Source organism: Starkeya nomas (assembly GCF_902703545.1).
GTDB lineage: Bacteria > Pseudomonadota > Alphaproteobacteria > Rhizobiales > Xanthobacteraceae > Ancylobacter > Ancylobacter moscoviensis.
In genome coordinates, this window is record NZ_CACSAS010000001.1 from 3,463,583 (window position 1) to 3,485,011 (window position 21,429).

19 protein-coding genes are annotated in these 21,429 nt (G+C 70.2%); 4 read left to right on the top strand and 15 right to left on the bottom strand.

Annotated elements, in window-relative coordinates:
* Window positions 1-6: 6 nt before the first annotated feature.
* Genes STARVERO_RS16500 through ftsE form a run of 3 tightly spaced genes read right to left on the bottom strand, consistent with a single transcriptional unit; the run spans window position 7 to window position 2,369 of the window.
* Window positions 7-678, bottom strand: coding sequence for a YdcF family protein (locus tag STARVERO_RS16500; protein ID WP_244616790.1), 672 nt, complete (start codon window positions 676-678; stop codon window positions 7-9).
* Window positions 679-688: 10 nt separating this feature from the next.
* Entirely contained in the window at window positions 689-1,717 is a 1,029-nt protein-coding gene (locus tag STARVERO_RS16505; RefSeq protein ID WP_244616791.1) for a cell division protein FtsX, read from the bottom strand.
* Window positions 1,710-2,369, bottom strand: coding sequence for a cell division ATP-binding protein FtsE (gene ftsE / locus STARVERO_RS16510; RefSeq protein WP_144340994.1), 660 nt, complete (start codon window positions 2,367-2,369; stop codon window positions 1,710-1,712). Before ftsE ends, STARVERO_RS16505 begins: the two co-directional genes overlap by 8 nt.
* Before the next feature lie 205 nt (window positions 2,370-2,574).
* Here ftsE and hpt point away from each other — a divergent pair, with 205 nt between their 5' ends.
* Window positions 2,575-3,177, top strand: coding sequence for a hypoxanthine phosphoribosyltransferase (gene hpt, locus STARVERO_RS16515; RefSeq protein WP_159600122.1), 603 nt, complete (start codon window positions 2,575-2,577; stop codon window positions 3,175-3,177).
* A gap of 285 nt (window positions 3,178-3,462) precedes the next feature.
* Here the strand turns inward: hpt and STARVERO_RS16520 are convergent, their stop codons facing one another.
* The 10 genes from STARVERO_RS16520 to STARVERO_RS16565 form a co-directional block, all read right to left on the bottom strand.
* Window positions 3,463-6,297 (bottom strand): TIGR02302 family protein, encoded by a 2,835-nt coding sequence (locus STARVERO_RS16520; RefSeq protein ID WP_308677916.1) that lies wholly within the window; start codon window positions 6,295-6,297, stop codon window positions 3,463-3,465.
* Window positions 6,298-6,462: 165 nt separating this feature from the next.
* Complete coding sequence (gene lysA / locus STARVERO_RS16525; protein ID WP_159600124.1) at window positions 6,463-7,731, bottom strand: diaminopimelate decarboxylase; 1,269 nt, start codon at window positions 7,729-7,731, stop codon at window positions 6,463-6,465.
* 10 nt (window positions 7,732-7,741) lie between these two features.
* Window positions 7,742-7,954 (bottom strand): LPS translocon maturation chaperone LptM, encoded by a 213-nt coding sequence (gene lptM, locus STARVERO_RS16530; protein WP_144340997.1) that lies wholly within the window; start codon window positions 7,952-7,954, stop codon window positions 7,742-7,744.
* 90 nt (window positions 7,955-8,044) lie between these two features.
* A complete protein-coding gene (locus STARVERO_RS16535; protein WP_144340998.1) occupies window positions 8,045-8,863 on the bottom strand; it encodes an exodeoxyribonuclease III in 819 nt (272 codons plus the stop codon).
* Between the two features lie 217 nt (window positions 8,864-9,080).
* The gene (locus STARVERO_RS16540; protein WP_144340999.1) at window positions 9,081-9,812 is read right to left on the bottom strand and encodes an outer-membrane lipoprotein carrier protein LolA; all 732 of its coding nucleotides are present in this window, start codon (window positions 9,810-9,812) and stop codon (window positions 9,081-9,083) included.
* Window positions 9,813-9,954: 142 nt separating this feature from the next.
* Window positions 9,955-12,570 carry a DNA translocase FtsK gene (locus STARVERO_RS16545; RefSeq protein ID WP_159600126.1) on the bottom strand — a complete coding sequence of 872 codons (2,616 nt, stop codon included), beginning with the start codon at window positions 12,568-12,570 and terminating at the stop codon, window positions 9,955-9,957.
* Window positions 12,571-12,620: 50 nt separating this feature from the next.
* Window positions 12,621-13,871, bottom strand: coding sequence for an aminotransferase class I/II-fold pyridoxal phosphate-dependent enzyme (locus STARVERO_RS16550; RefSeq protein ID WP_159600128.1), 1,251 nt, complete (start codon window positions 13,869-13,871; stop codon window positions 12,621-12,623).
* A gap of 183 nt (window positions 13,872-14,054) precedes the next feature.
* Window positions 14,055-15,419, bottom strand: a complete 1,365-nt coding sequence (locus STARVERO_RS16555; RefSeq protein ID WP_144341001.1) for an ammonium transporter — start codon at window positions 15,417-15,419, stop codon at window positions 14,055-14,057.
* Window positions 15,420-15,470: 51 nt separating this feature from the next.
* Window positions 15,471-15,809 carry a P-II family nitrogen regulator gene (locus STARVERO_RS16560; protein ID WP_144341002.1) on the bottom strand — a complete coding sequence of 113 codons (339 nt, stop codon included), beginning with the start codon at window positions 15,807-15,809 and terminating at the stop codon, window positions 15,471-15,473.
* Window positions 15,810-16,108: 299 nt separating this feature from the next.
* A complete protein-coding gene (locus STARVERO_RS16565; protein ID WP_144341003.1) occupies window positions 16,109-17,002 on the bottom strand; it encodes an acyl-CoA thioesterase in 894 nt (297 codons plus the stop codon).
* A gap of 107 nt (window positions 17,003-17,109) precedes the next feature.
* Between STARVERO_RS16565 and STARVERO_RS16570 the strand changes: the two genes are divergently transcribed.
* Window positions 17,110-18,378: a ubiquinone biosynthesis hydroxylase gene (locus tag STARVERO_RS16570; protein WP_186291786.1), complete on the top strand. Its 1,269-nt coding sequence runs from the start codon at window positions 17,110-17,112 to the stop codon at window positions 18,376-18,378.
* A 21-nt stretch (window positions 18,379-18,399) separates the two neighbouring features.
* Here STARVERO_RS16570 and STARVERO_RS16575 read toward each other — a convergent pair whose 3' ends face one another.
* A complete protein-coding gene (locus STARVERO_RS16575) occupies window positions 18,400-18,627 on the bottom strand; it encodes a Trm112 family protein (RefSeq protein WP_200837842.1) in 228 nt (75 codons plus the stop codon).
* Window positions 18,628-18,765: 138 nt separating this feature from the next.
* Here STARVERO_RS16575 and STARVERO_RS16580 point away from each other — a divergent pair, with 138 nt between their 5' ends.
* Window positions 18,766-19,440 carry a GntR family transcriptional regulator gene (locus tag STARVERO_RS16580; protein WP_159600130.1) on the top strand — a complete coding sequence of 225 codons (675 nt, stop codon included), beginning with the start codon at window positions 18,766-18,768 and terminating at the stop codon, window positions 19,438-19,440.
* 145 nt (window positions 19,441-19,585) lie between these two features.
* On the opposite strand, the gene STARVERO_RS16585 is transcribed toward STARVERO_RS16580, so the two are convergent.
* Window positions 19,586-20,389, bottom strand: a complete 804-nt coding sequence (locus STARVERO_RS16585) for a gamma-glutamyl-gamma-aminobutyrate hydrolase family protein (protein ID WP_159600132.1) — start codon at window positions 20,387-20,389, stop codon at window positions 19,586-19,588.
* 284 nt (window positions 20,390-20,673) lie between these two features.
* Here STARVERO_RS16585 and STARVERO_RS16590 point away from each other — a divergent pair, with 284 nt between their 5' ends.
* On the top strand, window positions 20,674-21,336 hold the full coding sequence (locus STARVERO_RS16590) for an MBOAT family O-acyltransferase (RefSeq protein ID WP_244616792.1): 663 nt from the start codon (window positions 20,674-20,676) through the stop codon (window positions 21,334-21,336).
* The last annotated feature ends 93 nt before the right edge of the window (window positions 21,337-21,429 follow it).

Here is a 21,429-nt window from a genome sequence, read left to right on the forward strand (position 1 = left end):
AGGCGCTCAAGGCGTGGCGGATCTTGCCGGCTCGTCGAGCTGCGAGGTGAGCGCCGGCCATAGCCGCACGCCGGCATAGGCGGCGAGGAACTTCACATATTCGACGAACAGCAGCCGCGTATTGGCGAGCCGCTCTTCCCAGCCGGCCTCGACCGCCTGTTTCGGCACCACCGGATAGGGCACGAGCTCGATATCCGGCAGGGTGCGCCGCAGCTCCACCAGCGCGCGCGGCATGTGCCAGGCGGACGTGACCACCAGCAGCGAGCGGAACCGGTTCTCGCGCGCCCACTGCGCCGCCTCGATGGCATTGCCGCGCGTGTTGAGCGCGGAACGGCCGAGCTCCACGCAGCATTCGAGCGCCTCGCGGGTCGCCGGCACGGTGCGCACGATCTCGCTCAGCGTGGTCTCCGGGTGCACGCCGGTGATCAGCAGGCGCTTGCCTACCCCCTCGGCCAGCAGGTTGGTGGCGTCGACGATCCGCTCGGCGCCGCCCGTCAGCACGACGATGCCGTCGACACGCCGCTTGGTCTGCGCCTCACGGCCCTGGATGCCCGCGATGAAGAGCGCGAACCCCGCCAGCAGCGTCGCCGCCAGCACCAGCAGGACAAGCATGAGCCGGCGCAGCACGCGGCCGGACCGGCGCGCCGAAGGGCTCTCGGAAGAACGCGTCTCGGTCACGGCAGCCCACCTAATTGATGCCGCGAAGGGTACGGTAGACGGTCATGCGCGAGGTGAGTGTCGTCACCAGCGCCACCAGCACCGATACGCCGAGAATGCCGCCATAGCCGCGCGGGTCAATGGTCAGCGCTCCGACCAGCGTGTCCACCGCCTGGTCGAACGCGAACCAGGAGGGCAGCGTCGAGCCGAGAAAGAACAGGGCGACCGCCGCTCCGCCGCCGATGGCCGCACCCTTCAGCCCCACGGTGAGGAAGTGGTGCTGGAATTCCGAGACGATGAAGGTGTCGCGCGCGCCGACGAAATGCAGCACCTCGACGATGGAGCGGGCCGCATCGACCGCCGCGCGCGTGGCGACCGTCACGCACAGGATCGTGGCGATGGCGACGAGGGCGAGGATCGACAGGCCGATCGCCATCGCCGTGCGCGCGGTGGAGGAGAGCCGCTTCGACCATTGCCGGTGATCGTCGAGGCTCGCCGAGGGCACCTGCTCGGCAAGCGCGGCGCGCAAGCCTGTCATCGTCTCCGGGCCAGCACCGGAATCGAGGCTCACCACCACGAGGCGCGGCACCGGCAGGTTCGCCACGTCCACCCCCTTGCCGAGCCAGGGCTCCAGCAGGGCGGCCGTCTCGGCCTCGTCGAGCGCCCGCGCCCCCGAAACCCCCGGCGTCGCCTTGGCCACCTCGACCGCCTTGGCGAGCGCGGCGGCCACGTCGAGCCCGTCCCCCGGCTTGATCTGGATGGTGGTCTCGCGCGCGATGTCGGAGGTCCATTCGCTCGCCACGCCGCTCACCGCCGAGACGGCGCCGATGGTGATGCCCGCGAGGAAGGTCATGATCGCGATCACCGCGATCAGCGCCTGCGTCGTCACCGTCGCGCTCGGCACGATCGGGCGCATCACGGCGGACTTCTCGGCGGCCCGCGCCGCCCGCGTGGCGGGGTCCTGCCGGCGGAAGCCGCGGGCATGCGCGCGCACCGACCGGCGCAGCCGGACGACGATGGCGGACAGCCCCCCGGCCGCGATGTTCCGCTTCTCAGTCATAGACCGTCAGACGTCCCTGATTGATGACCAGCCGGCGCGCGTCGAACTGGTCCATCAGCGCGATGTCGTGGGTGGCGATCAGCACCGAGGTGCCGCTCTTGTGCAGTTCGAGGAACAGCCGCAGCAGCCGGCGCGCGAGGCTGGGATCGACGTTGCCGGTCGGTTCGTCGGCGAGCAGGATCTCCGGCCGGCTGATCAGCGCCCTCGCGATGGCCGCGCGCTGCTTCTCACCGCCGGAGAGCACGGGCGGCAGCACATGCATGCGCTCGCCGAGCCCCACCCATTGGAGCAGCTCCGTCACCTCGGCACGGTAGCCCGCCTCCTCGCGCCCCTGCACCCGCAGGGGGAGGGCGACGTTCTCATAGGTGCTGAGATGGTCGAGCAAGCGGAAATCCTGGAACACGATGCCGATGCGCTGGCGAAGCACCGCCGTTTCATCGGGCGCGAGTTTGGCGGCATCGCGGCCGAAGATGCTGATCAGCCCGCGTGTGGGGCGCAGGGACAGGAAAAGCAGCCGCAGCAGCGTCGTCTTGCCGGCGCCGGACGGCCCGGTGAGGAACTGGAAGGAGCGCGGCGGAATGCCGAAGGTGACATCCCGCAGCACTTCCGGCCCCATGCCGTAGCGCAGGCCGACATTCTCGAAACGAACCAAGACTCAATCCTTCAGGGCTGGCCCGATGCGCCACTGATTCTGGTGACGCAGCCTCCCTAACATAGCGTGTGCGCCGCCGGGCAAAAGACGGCGCGGGCACCTCGCCGAAGGGATGAGCCCGCCCCCGGCTGGACGCGGACCGGCCAGCCGGTCCATTCTGGCGGGCCGGGTGACACGGCGCGCCGGCGCCGCGCGAGGAGACAGGATGACGCAATCGACCGCCACGCCCCCGACCGAAGACGCAGGCGGGGCCGCCGACGCCAATCCCTATCGCAACGCCCATGTCGAGGTGCTGTTCGACGCCGCGGCCATCGCCGAGCGCAATCGCGAGCTCGCGGACGAGATCGTGGCCGCCGAGCCGGAGAAGCTGCTGGTCATCGCGGTGCTCAAGGGCAGCTTCGTCTTCGCCGCCGACCTCATCCGCGCCATGCACGCGGCCGGGCTGGCACCGGAGGTGGAGTTCATCAGCCTCTCCAGCTACCGCGACGCCCGCGTCTCCTCCGGCCAGGTCACGGTGCTGCGCGACGTCGAGACCGACGTGCGCGGGCGCGACGTGCTGCTGATCGACGACATCCTGGAATCCGGCCGCACCCTTGCCTTCGCCAAGGACCTGCTCGCCGCCCGCGGCGCGCGGCGCGTCATGGTGTGCGTGCTGCTGGACAAGCAGAACAAGCGCGCGGTGCAGATCGAGGCGGATTTCGTCGGCTTCGAGTGCCCGGATTATTTCGTGGTGGGCTATGGCATGGACGTGTCGCACGCCTTCCGCCAGCTCCCCTTCATCGGCCACATTCCCGACGCGGAGAAGTGAGCGGGCAGCCCCGCCCTTAAGGCCGTCATCCTGAGATGCGAACGCCGCGAGCCTCGACGGACAGGTCGCTGACGCCCCCGGAAGAGCGTCCTTCGAGGCCCGGGCCGTGTCCGGGCACCTCGGAATGACGATCCTCAGGGATGAGGCGCAGGCCAGCCGCTTATAATCCAACCACGTCATGGCCGGGCTTGGCCCGGCCATCCACGACGTCTGCGTGCGATCCCAAAACGTAGAGGCCGCACGAGCCCTGCGCATGCGTCGTGCCTCGGAGAGGGCGGCACGCCCTCAAAAGTCCCGCAGCAGACGCTCCAGATAGTCGAGTTCGAGGCGCGGGCGCTCGGGCTCGCCGAAGCGGCGGCGCAGTTCCTCCAGCACCCGGCGGGCGCGCTGCATGTCGATCTCGTCCGGCACCTTCACCGTGACGTCGTCGCCATAGTCGCGCGAGCGCATCGGCCGGCCGAGCGGGTCGTTGCGCTCGGCGGTCTCGCCGGAAGGGCCGCCCGGCTGCTGGCCCGGCCCGCCCTGCTGTTGCTGCATGGCCTCGGCCATCTGCTGGGCACCCTTGCGCAGCGCCTGCAGGGCCTCGCTCTGCGCGTCGACCGCGCCGGTGCCGTCGCCTTCGCCCAGCGCCTGCTCGGCTTCGCGCATGGCCTGCTCGGCCTCGCCCAGACCGCCCTCGCCGGGCATGCCCTGCCCCTGCTGGCCGCGTCCTTGCTGGCCCTGTCCCTGCTGACCCTCGCCCTGTTGCCCCTGGCCGTTCTGTCCCTGCTGCTGGCCTTCGCCCTGCTGACCCTGTTCGCCCTGCCCCTGCTGGCCCTGTCCCTGCTGCTGGCCGCGCATGGCCTGCTGCATCTTGTCCCGCAGCTGGCGGAGCTGCTCGCGCAGCTGCTCCTGGCTCTGCTTCAGGTCGTTGAAGGCCTGGTCCTGCTGGCTGTCGCGGCCTTCCTTGAAGGTGCGGTCGCGCAGCTGCTGCTGGCGGCGGATCATGTCGCCGAGCTGGTCCATCGCCTGCGACATCTGGCTCTGGCCCTGCTGGCGCTGCTGCTGGCGGCCGGCCTGCAGGCCGTTGAGCATGTTCTGCAATTCGCTCAGCATCTGCCGGGCAGCGTCGCGAGAGCCGTTGCGGGCCATGTCCTCGATGCGGTCGAGCATCTTCTGCAGGTCCTGCGGGCGCACCGTGCGGGTGTTCGGGTCCATGGGCTGGTTGCGGTCCGCGCGATCGCCGTTGCGGCGCGCCTCCTCGGCCAGTGCCTGCATGAATTCCTGCATCGCGTCGCGCAATTCCTGCGTGAGGCGCTTGATTTCCTCGTCGCTGGCGCCGTTCTCGAGCGCGTTCTGCAACGCCTGCTGGGCGTCGCGCAGCCGCTTCTCGACATCGGAGAGATCGCCGTCCTCGATGCGCACGGCGATTTCCCAGAGATAGTCGACCACCCCGCGCAGGTCCTCGTCGCTCCGGGCGTTGGCGAGGCGCCAATAGGCGCTGCGCAGGCCCATGTAATGGGCCGCGTTGGGCGTGAAACGCTCGGGCGCGATGGCCAGCGCGTCGAGGCCCGCGGCGACCCGCTCGCGCTGGTTGGCGTCGAAGGCGAGCCGGCGCCGCTCGTCGATCAGCGCGCGGGCCAGCGGATTGGAGAAGCTGCGCTGCGGCAGGGTGAAGCTGCGCGCACGGGACTGGCCGACATTGCCGGCCTCGTCGCGCACCGCCAGCGTCAGCATCACGCGCGAGCCGGCCCACGGGCTCTCAGTCAGGTCCTTGGTGGTCTGCCCGGTCGCCGCTTTCGCCCGGCCGCCGGTGAGCGGCAGCGGGAAGTTCGGCGCCTCGACCAGCGGACGCACGGCCGGCGGCTTCGGCGCGTTCTTCAGCGCGTGCAGCGGGGGCGGCGGCGGCAGGGCGGCGAAGCGCGCCTCGGCGCCGGCGACGCCATAGTCGTCCTCGGCCTTGTAGCTGAGCACCAGCCCGCTATTGCCGGAGGCCTGCGGTTCCTTGGTCAGTTCGATGGTCGGCGGCTGGTCGGGCTGCGCGCGGAAATGCCAGGCCACCGAGCGCCCGTCCGGCCCCTCGATGCGCGCCGAACCGTCGGCGGCGATGACGTAGCGCCGCTCCTCGCCATTGGCGCCGCGCGGGGCGGATGCGGTCGAGGTGGACGCAGACGAGGACGAGGCCGCCTGCGGCGCGGCCTGCTTGTCGCCCGCCTGCTTGTTCCCCGCCTCAGCGTCCCTGGCGACGGCGACACCACCCTGGGTCACCAGCCGCGCATCGTCGAGCCCGATGATACGCACCACCAGCTCGCTGCCGGTGGGCACGGTCAGCGCCGCCGCCTCATAGGGCGTCTCCGCCGGCTCCGGCGCCCCGGCGCTGCCGTCGGCGTTCTGCGCGGTCTCCTGCGAGCGCAGGCCCGGCAGCATCACCGGCGCGCGGCGGGTATAGCCGGGAGGCGTCACCCAGGCGTCGACGCGATAGGGCTTGGCCGGCACCTGCGTGTGCCAGTCGAAGGCCGAGGCGATGCGGCGCACATGGTCGCCCGGCACCATGAAGAAGGTGGCGACCACGCCGAGCAGCACCAGCGCGCGCAGCGCCTTGCGGTCGACGGCGGCGAGGCGCGGCGAGGGCAGCCCGGCACGCAGGCTGCCGAGCTGGGCCGACATGCGCGCGACATGGGCGCGCCACAGCGCCGCGCCGACCGGATCGTCCGGCCGGCTGGCAAGCTGGTCGGCGAGCGCCGTCGCCGGGCGGTGCGGCAGATGGCTCTCGCGGTCGAGGCGCGACAGGGCCTCCGACGCGGAGGGCGAACGGATGCGCAGCGCCGGCACCAGGGCGAGCGCGAACAGCGCGGCGAAGAGGGCGAGCCCGATAATGCGGCCGAGCGGCGGCAGAACCAGCCACAGCCCGAGCCAGGAGACGATCAGGAAGATTCCCGCGGCGGCGCCCACGGCGGCGACGGCCGGCCAGACGCGCTCCCACATGAGCGAGGCCCAGGCGCGCTGCAGCGCGGCACCCATGCGTTGCCGGATGCGCCGCTCGACGCGCTGCGCCTCGGCGCGCGCCTTCTCGGCACGCGGATTCGCGCCCGCCTCGACAGGCGTCTCGCCGCCGTCCATTCCATCCGGTGTTGCCGTCACGCGGTCGAGCCTCCGACGCACTCCGTCCCACACCAGCCCCAAGGTCACCTTAACATGGCCGATCCGGCACGCCACCCCTGCCGCCGGATTGGGCGCGCCCAATCCATCAGCAGGCCGTGAGGGGGTATCCGGGAGAAATGTGGCGGGCGGCCCGCGCCCCGGCTGTCAGGCCAGCCAGTCGGGGACGCGGTCGAGCGCGATTAGCGCGTCGGTGTCGACGCGCGGGCGCACCACGGCGAAAGTGTCGCCCTTCGCCAGCACTTCCGGGATCAGCGCGCGGGTGTTGTAGGTCGAGGCCTGCACCGCGCCATAGGCGCCGGCCGTCATCACCGCGACGAGGTCGCCGGCCTTCAGCGCCGGCAGCTGCCGCCCCAGCGCCAGGAAATCGCCGGATTCGCACACCGGCCCGACCACATCCGCGACGATCCGCCCCGCGCCCGGCACCGCCTCGCGCACGGGCAAAATTTCGTGATGAGCGTCGTAGAGGGTCGGTCGGATCAGGTCGTTCATCGCCGCGTCGACGATGACGAACTTCTTCCCCTCGCCTTCCTTCACATAGAGCACGCGGGCGACGAGCACGCCGGCATTGGCGACCAGCATGCGCCCGACCTCGAAGATCAGGCCGAGCCCGAGATTATGCGTGTGCCGCTTCACCAGCGCCGCATAGGCGGAAGGCAGCGGCGGCTCGGGCTCGCCGGCGACATAGGGCACGCCGAGACCGCCGCCGAGGTCGAGATGGGTCAGCCTGTGCCCGTCCGCCATCAGGTCGCGCGCCAGCTCCACCAGCAGCGCGGTGGCGTTGTCGAACGGATCGAGATCGGTGATCTGGCTGCCGATATGCATGTCGACGCCGGTGATCCGCAGCCCCGGCAGCGCCGCAGCGTGGCGGTAGACCTCCCGCGCGCGGGAGACCGGAATGCCGAACTTGTTCTCGGACTTGCCGGTCGAGATCTTGTGGTGGGTCTTGGCGTCGACGTCCGGGTTGACGCGGATCGAGATCGGCGCGGCCACCCCGTGGCTCACCGCGACCTCGGAGAGCGTCATCAGCTCCGGCTCGCTCTCGACGTTGAAGCACATGATCCCGGCGTCGAGCGCCGCCGCCATCTCCTCGCGCGTCTTGCCGACGCCCGAGAACACGATCTTGTGCGGGGCGATGCCGGCCGCCAGCGCGCGCTTGAGTTCGCCGCCCGAGACGATGTCGGCGCCGGCGCCCAGCTTGGCGAAGGTGCGGATCACCGCCTGGTTGGAATTGGCCTTCACCGCGTAGCACAGCGTCGTGCGCATGTCGGCGAAGGCGTCGGTGAAGACGTGGTAGTGCCGCTCCAGCGTCGCCGTCGAATAGGCGTAGAACGGCGTGCCGACCACCTGGGCGATGTCGACGAGGCTCACATCCTCGGCATGGAGGATGCCGTCGCGATAGGCGAAATGGTGCATGGCGTCAGCTTCAGAGCAGGCCGTCGAGGATGAAGGGCTGCTTCGGCTTCACCGGCCCGGTGTCCTTCGGCATCTTGCCGTCCGGGCCGGGCGTGCCGAGGGCGGTGCCCGGCGGCGGCTCGAGCGGGCCTTTCACGCCGCATCCGCCGAGCGCCAGCGCGCCGCCGAGGGCGAGCGTGACGGCGAGGGTGCGGGCGAGGCGAGGCAAGGGGCGACGGGACAAGGAGGCTTCCTCGGCTTGGGTCACTGAGTTCTGGCGCAACCTATAACGACACCTCCGGAAAGGCGAGCCCGCAAAGCGGCGCAGCGCCGTTCAGGCGTCGAATGTCACCAGCACCGGCACATGGTCGGATGGGCGCTCCCAGCCCCGCGCCTCGCGCAGCACCGTCATGGCCCGCGCCGTCGGCGCCAGCGCCGGCGTCGCCCAGACGTGATCGAGCCGGCGTCCGCGGTTGGACGCGGCCCAGTCGGCCGCCCGGTAGCTCCACCAGGTGTAGAGCTTTTCCTCCGGCGGGACGAAGTTGCGCATCACGTCGACCCATTTCCCCGCCGCCTGCAGCCGCCCGAGCCGCTCCACCTCGACCGGCGTGTGGCTCACCACGTCGAGCAGCTGCTTGTGGCTCCACACGTCGGCCTCCAGCGGCGCGATGTTGAGGTCGCCCACCAGCACCGAACGGGCGTCGGAGGCCGTCGGGTGGAGATGCTCCCAGGCGGTCGCCTCGTCGAGGAAGGCCAGCTTGTGGCGGAACTTCTCGTTCACTGCCGGGTCGGGAATGTCGCCGCCGGCGGGAATGTAGAAATTATGGATGGTCAGCGGCGTCGCGAGCCCGGCCTCGCGGCCGAGCACCACCGAGATGTGGCGCGCGTCGCCCATGTCGCAGAAGCCCTGCCGGCTCACCGCCTCGAAGGGCCGCTTCGAGAGGATGGCGACGCCGTGATAGCCCTTCTGGCCGTGGATGGCGGCATGGGGATAGCCGAACTTCGCCGCGTCCTTGAGCGGGAAGCGGTCGTCCGGCGTCTTGGTCTCCTGAAGGCAGATGACGTCCGGCTGCTGTTCGGCGGCGAGCTTGGCGACGAGACCGATGCGCAGGCGCACCGAATTGATGTTCCAGGTAGCGATCGTGAGCGGCAAAGCGGGGAACCTGTGCGGCGAGTCTGCGGAATTTCGGCCGCGACCCTAGAGCATGTTCCGCCGAAGGTGAACGGGTGCCGCACCCGCCGCCGCCAAAGTACGCCGTCATCCCCGGGCTTGGTCCGGGGAGCCACGAATCGGACTCACTCCGCGACCAGAAGACGTGGATGGCCGGGTCGAGCCCGGCCATGACGGCGCGTGAAGAGGGTGCCGCCGCTCAATCGCGGTTGATGACGAACAGCATCGGATCGGGCCGCTCGCTCGTGTCGAGGTTGGAAACGGCGACCGTCGTGTCGTAGCCCTGCGGGTCCGTCACCGTCCATTGCTTGAGCTGCATGGTCTTGGCGTCGAACATGATCATCAGGCGGAAGGTGCCGGTCATCGGCTGCTTCTCCTCGATCACCACGGTGGCGAAGATGTCGTCCTGATAGACGCCGGTGACGTTGGTGTTGCGGGCGAGGTTGAAGTTCTCCGACAGCAGGAAGCGCAGCGGCGTCGCCGACAGGGGGGAGATGTCCTGCGTCTTCAGCCGCTTGTCGCGCACCGCGACGGAGCGTCCGTCCGCCACCAGCTCGATCCGGCTCGGCGGATCGTACTCGAACAGCACGCGGCCGGGCTTGAGGATGTAGAACTGCCCCTTGCGGCGGGTGCCGTCCGGGTCGACCTGCACGAAGTTGCCGGTCATGTTCTTGAAGCTGTTGAAGTATTCGTTGATGCGCTGGACCGTGTCCGCCGCCGCGCGCTGGTTCGCGGCCGCGGCGACCTGGATCTTCGGGTCGGAGGACGGAGCGGGGGCGGCCGCCGCCGGCGCGGCCTGCGCGGTCCGGATCATCGGCGGCTTCTTCGGCGGCACAGGCACGAAGGACGGCGGCGGCACCTGCGCCAGGGCGACGCCCGCCGGCAGGACCAGAAGGGCGGAAGCGGCGCAGATGCGGATCAGATGGCGCATGAAGCACGTCTCGCTGGGCGCACGACGCCGGAGAAGGGCGCGCGGCATGGATTTCTGTCTCGACGACGCAGCTAGCGCGCCGCTGTGGCGATCCTGTGGCCCTGACCTTTCGTAAGCGCTTCCGGCGGAACGGTTCATCGGCTCAGAAGCCCTCCGCCCGGTCCGCCTCGATCAGGATCTCGCGCTTGCCGGCATGGTTGGCGGGGCCGACGATGCCCTCGTTCTCCATCCGCTCGACCAGCGAGGCCGCGCGGTTGTAGCCGATCTGCAGGCGACGCTGGATGTAGGAGGTCGACGCCTTCTTGTCGCGCATGACCACCGCCACCGCCTGCTGGTAGAGGTCGCCGCCCTCCTCGCCACCGAGAGCGCCCTTGTCGAACACGGCGCCGTCCTCGCCCTCCCCGTCGAAGTCGATGGTGACCTCGTCGAGATAGTCGGGGGCGCCCTGTGCCTTCAGGTGCTCGACCACCCGCTCGACCTCCTGGTCGGAGACGAACGGTCCGTGCACGCGGGAGATACGCCCGCCGCCCGCCATGTAGAGCATGTCGCCCTGGCCCAGCAGCTGCTCGGCGCCCATCTCGCCCAGAATCGTGCGTGAATCGATCTTCGACGTCACCTGGAAGGAGATGCGGGTCGGGAAGTTGGCCTTGATGGTGCCGGTGATGACGTCCACCGAGGGGCGCTGCGTCGCCATGATCAGGTGGATGCCGGCGGCGCGGGCCATCTGGGCGAGGCGCTGGATGGCGCCCTCGATGTCCTTGCCGGCCACCATCATCAGGTCGGCCATCTCGTCCACAACGATCACGATGTAGGGAATGGGCGAGAGGTCCATCTCCTCGCGCTCGTAGATCGCCTCGCCGGTCTCCTTGTCGAACCCGGTCTGCACCGTGCGCACGATGGCCTCGCCCTTGACGATCGCCTCCGCGACGCGGGCGTTGAAGCCGTCGATGTTGCGCACGCCGACCTTCGACATCTTGCGGTAGCGCTCTTCCATCTCGCGCACCGCCCACTTCAGCGCCACCACCGCCTTCTTCGGATCGGTGACGACCGGGGTGAGCAGATGCGGGATGCCGTCATAGACGGAAAGCTCCAGCATCTTCGGGTCGATCATGATCAGCCGGCACTGTTCCGGGCGGTGCCGGTAGAGCAGGCTCAGGATCATCGTGTTGATGGCGACCGACTTGCCCGAGCCGGTGGTGCCGGCGACCAGCAGGTGCGGCATGCGCGCGAGATCGACGATCACCGGCTCGCCGCCGATGGTCTTGCCCAGCGCGATGGCGAGCTTGTGTGCGGCCTCGCTGAAATCCTTGGCGGCGAGGATCTCGCGCAGCAGCACCTTGTCGCGCTTGGGATTGGGCAGCTCGATGCCGATGGCGTTCTTGCCCGGGATCACCGCGACGCGCGCCGAGATGGCGCTCATCGAGCGGGCGATGTCGTCGGAGAGGCCGATGACGCGGCTCGACTTGATGCCGGGCGCCGGCTCCAGCTCGTACAGCGTGACGACGGGGCCGGGACGGGCGTTCACGATGGCGCCGCGCACGCCGAAATCGTCCAGCACGCCTTCGAGATCGCGGGCGTTCTGGTCCAGCACTTCCTTGGAGAGGGCGGGACCGCCGCGCGGCGGCGGCGGCGCCAGCAGGTCGAGGCCCGGCAGGGCGTAGCGGCGGCGCTGTTCCTCCAGCGCGGCCCGCCCGCCCCGGATGGAGCGCAGCGGCGGCCGGCGGGCTCCGCGCGAGGGCACCGGCGCCGGCTCGTCGTCCATCTCCGGCAGATCGTCGCCCTCGGCGCTTTCGAAGCCGGCCACGTCGTCCTCGTCGTCGAACGCATCGCGCCCGCCGAAATTCGGCTCGTGCCGGCCGTGCCGCAGGCTCGGCAGCTCGTCTTCTTCCTCGTCGAGGCCGACGAAGCCGCGCAGCCGATCCATCAGCCCGCGACGCGGCTCCTCGCGGGAGCGGCGGGGCGCCTCCGAGCCCATCCGCGCCTTCAGCGACAGGACGGCGTGGGTCATCATGCCCAGCACGAAGGCGAAACGGCCGGGCTCGTCGTCCTCGAAGCCCGGATCCTCGTCTTCATCGGCGTCGACGGGCTTCTTCAGGCCGATGCCGACGGCGATCGGCAGGGCGACCACTGAGCCGAGCAGGCAGATCGCACCGACCACCGCGTAGTCGATGGCGCTGAGCCAGTTGGAGCGGAACACCCCCGGCACGGTGAGCATGCCCTCGCCCAGCACGCCGCCGAGCCCGCTCGGCAGCGGCCAGCCGCCGAAACGCGGCAGGCACGCGGCAAGGCCCGAGGCGAAGATCACGCCGGCGATCCCGGCGACCAGCCGCGCCCGCTGCCGGTGCGGGCGGCGATGCGTCAGCATCAGCCAGCCCCAGACGCCGACCGGCAGCACCACCGCCAGCGAGGCGATGCCGAAGAGCTGCATCATCAGGTCGGCGAACACCGCCCCCGGCAGGCCGAGCCAGTTGGACGGCGCTGCGGCGCTGGAGCGGCTGAGGCTGGGATCATCCGCCGACCAGGTGGCGAGGGCCAGCAGCATGAGCGCGCACAGGGCGAGCAGCGCGAGGCCGATCAGCTCGGCGGTCCGCCGACCGAGCGCGCCCTTCACCTCTTCCGGCAGAAAGGCGCCGGGCGTGCCGCGCCCGCGCCGCACCTTGGCCCGGCCGCTCGCTGCCCCCCCCTTCGCGGGCAGGTCGGCACGGGAACGGCCCCTCTCGCCTCTGGAGGATCCCGCCTCCAGCCGAGGCGCCCGCATCGTCGTCTGCGTCTGCCGGCCCATATGTCGCCCCGTTGCCCTTTTCCCGCTCACGACAGCCCGGCGAGCAGACGCGGCAGCGCCGCCTCCGTCGTCGCCAGGTCCTGCACCAGCGCGATCCGCAGATAGTCCGCCCCCGGATTGCGGCCATCCGCGCCGCTCCGGCACAGATAGCCGCCCGGCACGGTGCGCAGCCCCTCGCGCTGCCAGAGCCGGCGTGCCGCCGCCTCGCCGCCGCCCGCCGCGGCGACGTTCAGCCAGAGGAAGAAGCCGCCATCCGGCCGCTGATAGTCGAAATGCCCGCCGAGCACGCGGTCGGCGACGTCGAACTTCGTCTTGTAGAGGTCACGGCTGGCGCTCACATGCGCCTCGTCCGCCAGCGCAGCGATGCCCACCCATTGCAGCGGCTCGGGCACCTGCGGCGCCGCGACGTTGCGGAATTCGGCAAAGGCCTCGATGAAACGCGCATCGCCGGCGCAGAAGCCGCAGCGCAGCCCCGGCAGGCTGGAGCGCTTGGACAGCGAGTTGAAGGCGACGACGCCCGGGAAGCCTGCGCCACCGACCTCCAGAATGCCGGTCGGCGGCTCCTCGCCGAGCCAGATCTCGGAATAACACTCGTCGGCGAACACCAGCACCTCATGCGCCCGGCACAGGGCGACGAGGCGCTCCAGATAGGCGCGCGGGGCGATGGTTCCCTGCGGGTTGGCCGGCGAGGCGAAGTACAGCGCCACCGCGCGGTCGAGCAGATCGGGCGTGAGCGCGTCGAGATCGGGCAGCCAGCCCCCGCCCGCCGGCAGCGGCAGATCGGCGCTCTCGCAGCCCGCCGCCTCGGCGCCCGCGCCATAGGCGGCATAGAAGGGGTTGGGCAGCAGCACCACCGGCGGACGGGCGCCGATGCGGGCGCGCTTCCGCGGCGAGGCAAGGCGGCGCGCCATCAGCGCGGCGAAGAACAGGCCCTCGCGCGAGCCGTTCAGCACCAGCACCTCGCGTTCGGGATCGGGCGCGCGCGCCAGCGCGTAGCGGCGGGCGAACCAGTCGGCGGCGGCGCGGCGGAACTCGGGCAGCCCCTTGCCGGCGGGGTAGCGGCCGAAGCCGTCGAGATGGGCGGCGAGCACGTCCCCCACGAAGCCGGGCATGGCGTGGCGCGGCTCGCCGACGGCAAGGCTCAGCGGCGGGCGCGACGGCGTGATGTCGGCGAGCAGTTCGGTCAGGCGCACGAAAGGCGAGCGCGCCGCCGGCCCCGGATCGGAGACCGGGGGCGTCGGGTCGGTCGCTACGCCTTGGAAGCGGAGATCAGGCACGGAGGAACGTCTCGCCACGGGCCGCGGGATGCGGCGTCTCGGTCCAGAATAGGACCCTCGCGGTAAAGGCGTTCTTAACCATGCGGAGAACGGCGCCGAAAGAAAAAGACCCCGGCGCGAGGCCGGGGTCCGGAGGCAGCGGGACGCTGCGGAAGAAAGTGGATGCGTGGGCGATGCCCGCGATCAGCTGTGGTAGGCGCGCTCGCCGTGCTCGACGATGTCGAGACCCTCGCGCTCCTTCTCCACCGACGGACGCAGGCCAACGATGATGTTGACGATGTAGTAGAGGATCGCCGAGCCGACGCCGCACCACACGAGGGTGAGCAGCACCGCCTGGATCTGGATCCACACCTGCTTGCCCATCTCGTAGTCGGCGATGCCGGGGCCGCCGAGCGCCGGGGCGACGACGATGCCGGTGCCGATGGCGCCGACGATGCCGCCCACGCCGTGGACGCCGAACACGTCGAGGCTGTCGTCATAGCCCAGCGCGTTCTTCACGGTGGTGCAGAAGAAGAAGCAGACGATGGCGGCGATGAAGCCGAGCACGATCGCGCCGAGCGGGCCCGAGAGACCGGCGGCCGGGGTGATCGCGACGAGACCCGCGACCATGCCGGAGATGGCGCCGAGCATGGAGGGCTTGCCCTTGGCGAGCCACTCGATGACGACCCAGCCCACGATCGCGCCGGCGGTGGCGACGAAGGTGTTGATCACGGCGAGCGTGGTGCCGGCATTGGCTTCGAGGTTGGAGCCGGCGTTGAAGCCGAACCAGCCCACCCACAGGACGCTGGCGCCGACCATGGCGAAGGGCAGCGAGTGGGGCGGCATCAGCTCCTTGCCGTAGCCGGTGCGCTTGCCGACGATGATGGCGCCGACGAGGCCCGCGAGGCCGGCATTGATGTGCACCACGGTGCCGCCGGCGAAGTCGAGGGCGCCGTGTTCGAACAGCAGGCCTTCGGAGAACCACACCATGTGGGCCATGGGGTAGTACACGAAGGTCACCCACAGGATGCAGAACAGCACGATCGCCGAGAACTTCATGCGCTCCGCGAAGGCGCCGACGATCAGCGCCGGGGTGATGGCCGAGAAGGTCATCTGGAAGACGATGAAGATGTATTCGGGGATCTTCACATTGGCCGAGAAGGTGTCGGCCAGGCTGTCCGTGCTCACGCCGGCGAGGAAGGCCTTCTCGAAGCCGCCGATGAAGGCGTTGCCCGAGGTGAAGGCGAGCGAGTAGCCGTAGAAGACCCACAGCAGCATCATCACCGCGGCGACGACGAGCACCTGCATCAGGATCGACAGCATGTTCTTGGCGCGCACGAGGCCGCCATAGAACAGCGCGAGCCCCGGCACGGTCATGAACAGCACCAGGATGGACGAGACCATCATCCAGGTGATGTCGCCCTTGTCCACGGTGGCGACCGCCGCGGCGGCCTCGGCGGTGGCTTCCGCCCCGGTCTGCGGCGCGTCCTGCGCGAAAGCGGCGGCTGCGACCAGCGCCGTCGTCGCCAGCACGGGAAGGCCCGCGCGTATCCAATTCTTCGTCGTCATGGGTTCAATGCTCCGTCGCAATCGGAAAATGTCGGGATCAATGACGCGGGCTCACAGCGCGTCGGCGTCGGTCTCGCCGGTGCGGATGCGCACGGCCTGGTCGATCGCGTAGACGAAGATCTTGCCGTCGCCGATCTGGCCGGTCTTGGCCGAGGTGGAGATGGCGTCGATGACCTTGGAGACCTGGTCGGTCGGCACGGCGACCTCGATCTTGAGCTTCGGCAGGAAGCTCACCGCGTATTCCGCGCCGCGATAGATCTCGGTGTGGCCCTTCTGCCGGCCGTATCCCTTGACCTCCGTGACGGTCAGTCCGTGCACGCCAATGCCAGTGAGCGCATCCCGGACCTCCTCAAGCTTGAAGGGCTTGATGATAGCCATGACGATCTTCATGGGTTCCTGTCCCCGCTTGGCCCCGAACCGCTGGCGTGGGTTCCGGGCGTTTCATGTCGGACTCGGCCAGGCGGATTTTTCCGACCCTCCGGTCAAGCCGGGAGACAGGGAATCAATTCGCGTGCCAACCTTGGCGGAGGAAGGGTTCGGAGCCGGAATTCGCGCCCGGATGCCGCTCGCGAAAGCGTGAAGCGGCCTTGATCGGCGCGGTCGGCCGCCCTGCCGGCTGCCCAAATCTTCATCGGCCGCGCAACCTCCCGTCGCGCGGCGCCCCAGATTTGCCACAACGAGATTAATTTTTAGGCAGATGCCTGCGTGCTGGGCGTTGCCGCCGGCGGCGCGACCGGGCGGATCAGCCCTTCCTGCGCCACCGAGGCGATCAGCCGGCCGGCCCGGTCGTAGATCAGTCCGCGCGCCAGCCCGCGCGCGCCGGAGGCGCTCGGGCTGTCCTGCGTGTAGAGCAGCCACTCGTCGGCGCGGAACGGCCGGTGCAGCCATAGCGCATGATCGAGGCTCGCCGCCTGGATGTCCCCGCCGAGCACGCTCGTGCCGTGCACCAGCGTCGTCGCCTCCAGCAGCGTCATGTCGGTGGCATAGGCCAGCACCGCCCGGTGCACGCCGGCGTCGTCCGGCAGCGGGCCGGTGGTGCGGAACCACACCGCGCGGCGCGGCGCGGCACGCCGTTCGCCGAGCCCGATCGGCTTCAGCTCGATGGGGCGCGGGCGCATCCAGTAGTCGCGCACCGGCGCCGGCAGCCGGTCGAGGACGCTCGCCGGCAGCTCACCGAGGCCGGGCACCTCCTCCGGCGAGGGCACCACCACCTCCAGATCGAGCTGGTGGTCGAGCCCCGCCTCCTCGCGATGGAACGACACCGACATGATGAAGATCGGCCGGCCATGCTGGATCGCCACCGTCCGCCGGGTGGCGAAGCTGCGCCCGTCGCGCACGCGCTCGACGTCGTAGACGATCGGCACCGCCGGATCGCCGCCGAGCAGGAAATAAGCGTGCATGGAATGGGCGGCCGAGCCCTCCACCGTGCGCTGGGCCGCCACCAGCGCCTGCGCCAGCACCTGCCCACCGAACACCCGGGTGCGGAACGGCCAGGATTCCGGCGGGTTCAGCCCGCGGAAAAGATTGTCCTCCAGCGTCTCCAGATCGAGCAGCTGGACGAGTTCGGCGGCGGTGGTCGTCATCGGCTTCCGGCTCCCCGCTCCCGGCGCGCGAAGTGCCGGGCCTTGATCGCGCTCATTGTTCCCCATCCGTAGCTAAGGCATATGATGCCCCGCGCACAATGCGCGGAATGGACGAGCGAGGGACGGCGGCCGTGAAGCAGACCACGGAACAGGCGCGGCGATACGACGTGGTGATGGCGGGCGGCGGGCTTGCGGGCCTCTCCCTTGCCCTGGCGCTGCGGCAGGGACTGGGCGAGGGCGCCCGCCTCGCAGTGGCCGACCCCGCCCTCGCCGCCGCCGAGCCGCGCAGCGCCGACATGCGCGCCTCCGCCATCGCCGCCGGCGCCCGCCACCTGTTCGAGGCGCTCGGCGTCTGGGAGCACATCGCCGCGCAGGCCGAGCCGATCCTGTCGATGGAGATCACCGATTCGAAGCTCGGCGATGCCGCGCGGCCGGTGTTCCTGTCCTTCGCCGGCGAGGTCGAGCCGGGCGAGCCCTTCGCCCATATGGTGCCCAACGCCGTGCTGCAGGACGCCATGACGGCGCTGGCCCGCGCGCGCGGCATCGATTTCCTGCCGACCACCGTCGCCGGCTTCACCGCCGAGCCGGGGCGGGTGACGCTGAGCCTCGCCGACGGCACCACGGCGGATGCGGCGCTGCTCGCCGCCTGCGACGGAGCCCGCTCGAAGCTGCGCGCCCTCGCCGGCATCGGCGTGGTCGGCTGGCCCTACGGCCAGTCCGCCATCGTGCTCACCGTCGGCCACGAGCGCCCCCATGAGGGCAAGGCGGTCGAGCACTTCCTACCCGCCGGGCCCTTCGCCATGCTGCCGCTCACCGGCAATCGCTGCTCGATCGTCTGGACCGAGACGGCGCAGACCGCCGCCCGCCTGCTCGCCCTGCCGCGCGTGCTGCTCCAGGACGAGCTGGAGCGCCGCTTCGGGCTGGAGCTGGGCGAGATCGAGATTCTCGACGAGCCCAAGGCCTTCCCGCTCGGCTTCCAGATGGCGCGCGCCTTCGTCGGCACGCGCCTCGCGCTGGTGGGCGACGCCGCCCACACCATCCATCCCATCGCCGGGCAGGGCATCAATATGGGCCTGCGCGACGTCGCGGCGCTGGCCGAGGCGATCACCGACGCCGCCCGGCTCGGCCTCGACGTCGGCACGCCCGACGTGCTGGAGCGCTACCAGCGCTGGCGCCGCTTCGACACGCTCGCCATGGGCGCGGCGACAGACGGGCTGAACCGGCTGTTCGGCATGCGCGCGGACGCGGTGCGGCTGGTGCGCGACGTCGGGCTCGGCATCGTCGAGCGGATGCCGGGGCTGAAGTCCTTCTTCATCCGCGACGCCGCCGGCATCGGCGGAAAGGCCCCGAAGCTGCTGCGCGGCGAGGCGCTCTAGGCGCCGCCGCGCACCGCCGGCCTACCGCGCCGCCTCTTCCTCGGTGAGCGGACGGGCCTCGTCGGCCAGCATGATCGGGATGCCGTCGCGGATCGGATAGGCGAGGCGCGCCGCGCGCGAGATCAATTCATGGCCCGCGCGGTCATAGTCGAGCGGACCCTTCGTCACCGGGCACACCAGCAGCTCCAGCAGCTTCGGGTCGATCTCGTAGCCGGAGCGGGCGACGGGCTTCTCGGATTTCTCGGCCATGGGGCGGCTCTCTCAATCTCGGCATCGGACGGGACGGATTCCGGCTATATAGCGCAGCGAGCTGACATTCTCACGTCACCGTTCCGACTCACGCCGTTCCGATACCCGCCGTTCCGACAGCCACTATCACCACGGACAATGGACGCACCCACCCTCGACCTCGCCCTCGAACCGCGCCTTGACGGCGAGACGCTGCAGCAATGGGTGTTCCGCCGGCTGCGGCGCTCGGTCATGGCCGGCCGCTTCCCGCCCGGCAAGGCGGTGACGATCCGTGGGCTGGCGGACGCGCTCGGCGTCTCCTCCATGCCGGTGCGCGAGGCGCTGCGCCGGCTGGTGGCCGAGCGCGCGCTGGTCTTGCTCGACAATCGCCGCGTGCGCGTGCCGGAGATGACCGCCCGGCGCTTCGAGGAGCTGATGACGACGCGCACCCTGCTGGAGTGCGAGGCCGCCGCGCGCTCACTCGGCGTCGCCGACGGCGCCTTCATCGAGCGGCTCGACGAACTGAACCGGGCCTCCGACGCCGCCGTCGCGGCCAACGACACCGAGGCGATGATCGAGACCAACCTCGCCTTCCACGCCGCCCTCTATGGCGGGCGGGCGGACAATGTGCTGCTGCCGCTGATCGAATCGGTCTGGCTCCAGATCGGCCCGTTCATGCGCATGGCGCTGGCCGATCTGGAGACCCACTACCCCGTCGACCGCCACGCCGAGGCGCTGGCGGCGTTGCGGAGCGGCGACGAGGCGGCGTTGCGCCGCGCCATCGAGGCCGACATCCGCGACGGCATCGGCCACCTGCTGGCGCAGCTGGGCTGACGCGCCCCACCGCGGATGGTCGTCATGCCCGGACTTGATCCGAGCATCCACGACTGCATGCCGCACGGAGCCCAAAGACGTGGATGGCCGGGTCAAGCCCGGCCATGACGACACTCATGAGGGATGGCGACTTTGGAAGGACGCCTCAGCCCACGGCCTTGAGCCGCGCCCCGCCGTGCCGGCGCTCGGCCGCCAGCCGGGCGGCGGCGCCGAAGGCGGTGAAGATGCCGGTGGACAACCGGTCCTGCCAGAAGCGCCATTCCGGGTGCCACTGGATCGCCATGTTGAAGCCCGGCGCGTCGGGCACGCGGAAGGCCTCGATGGTGCCGTCCTCAGCCCGCGCCTCGACCGCGAGGCCCGGCGCCAGCTTCGCCACGCCCTGCCCGTGCAGCGAGTTCACCCGCCAGGTCGAGGCGCCGGCGATCCCCGCCAGCAGCCCGCCCGGCTCCAGCGCGACGTCATGCGCCGGGCCGTACTGGGTCTCGATGTCCTGCGTCGAATCCTCACGATGGTCGAAGCGGCCGGGCTGCTCGTAAAGCTTCTGGAACAGCGTGCCGCCCAGCGCGACGTTCATCTCCTGGAAGCCGCGGCAGACGCCGAAGATCGGCACCCCGCGCTCCAGCGCGCCGCGGATCAGCGGCAGCGAGATGTCGTCGCGGTGCGGGTCGGCCGGCAACGGCGGATCATAGGGCGCGTCGCCATAATGCTGCGGCCCGACATTGGACGGGCTGCCCGGCAGGAAGATGCCGTCGACCAGATCGAAGATCTCGTCGATCACCGCCCGCTCCGGCGCCATGTCGGCGTCGACGGCCGAGATCGTGCCGGGAATGAGCACCGGCATCGCCTGCGCGCCGCGCGCCACCGCGTAGATGTACTTTTCCGTGACACCGTGGACGACATGGCCGTTCGAGGCCTTCACGTCACTGATCACACCGATGACTGGCCGCATGATATCTCCCGACACGTGCTGGTGAAGATGTGGGCCCGCCCCCCGCCGGCTGTCAACGGCGCCGCCGACGCGGCGGCCATGCGTGAAAGGAAGGACGGCGCGGAAGGAAGGACGGCCCAGACGAGGAATGGAGCCGAGCGCGGATCGGGCCGGGCTCCTTCCCCTCCGCCACCACACGCGAAGTTTGGTGGGCGCGATGTTGCCGAAGGTTTCCGAAGACGCGCCTTCGTGTATGAAGGGGCCTGATTTTCATCGGTAGCAGGGCGCCATACCGCCAGGGCCAAATGGTTTTCTCGTCCGTCTCCTTTCTGTTCTATTTCCTGCCGGCCTTCCTGATCTGCTATTTCGCCGTGCCGGGCCTGCGGGCGAAGAACCTCGTCCTGCTCGCCTTCTCGCTGGTCTTCTATGCCTGGGGCGGCCTCGCCAACGTCGTCGTCCTCGCCGTGTCGATCGTGGCGAACTACTTCTTCGCGCTGCTCATCGACACGCGGCTGGAGCGCTGGCGGCTGCGCATGCTGGGGCTCGCCGTGGCGGCCAATCTCGCCGGCCTCATCGCCTTCAAATATGCCGGCTTCCTGGCGGAGAACCTCAACCTGCTGCTGCCGGAGGGAGCCCAGCTCCCCGTGGTCCATCCGGCGCTGCCGCTCGGCATCTCCTTCTTCACCTTCCACGCCATCTCCTATCTGGTCGACGTCTACCGCCACAAGGCGCGGGCGAACGGCCGCTTCGAGGAGATCGCGGTCTACATCACCATGTTCCCGCAGCTCGTGGCGGGTCCGATCGTGCGCTACTCCACCATCGCGCACCGCATCCGCGCGCGCCGCACCACGCTCGGGCGGGTATCGGCGGGGCTGCGCATCTTCGTCATCGGCCTCAGCTGGAAGGTGCTGATCGCCGACGAGGTGGCGCCCATCTGTCCGCCGTCAGCACCAATGGCACAGATTTGAGGTTGTGAATTAAGGAGGGTTGGGGCTTCGTCGTAGTGACGAAGGAACGAAGATGAAGACCCAACCCTCCTTGAAAAAATCGCCGGTAAAGGC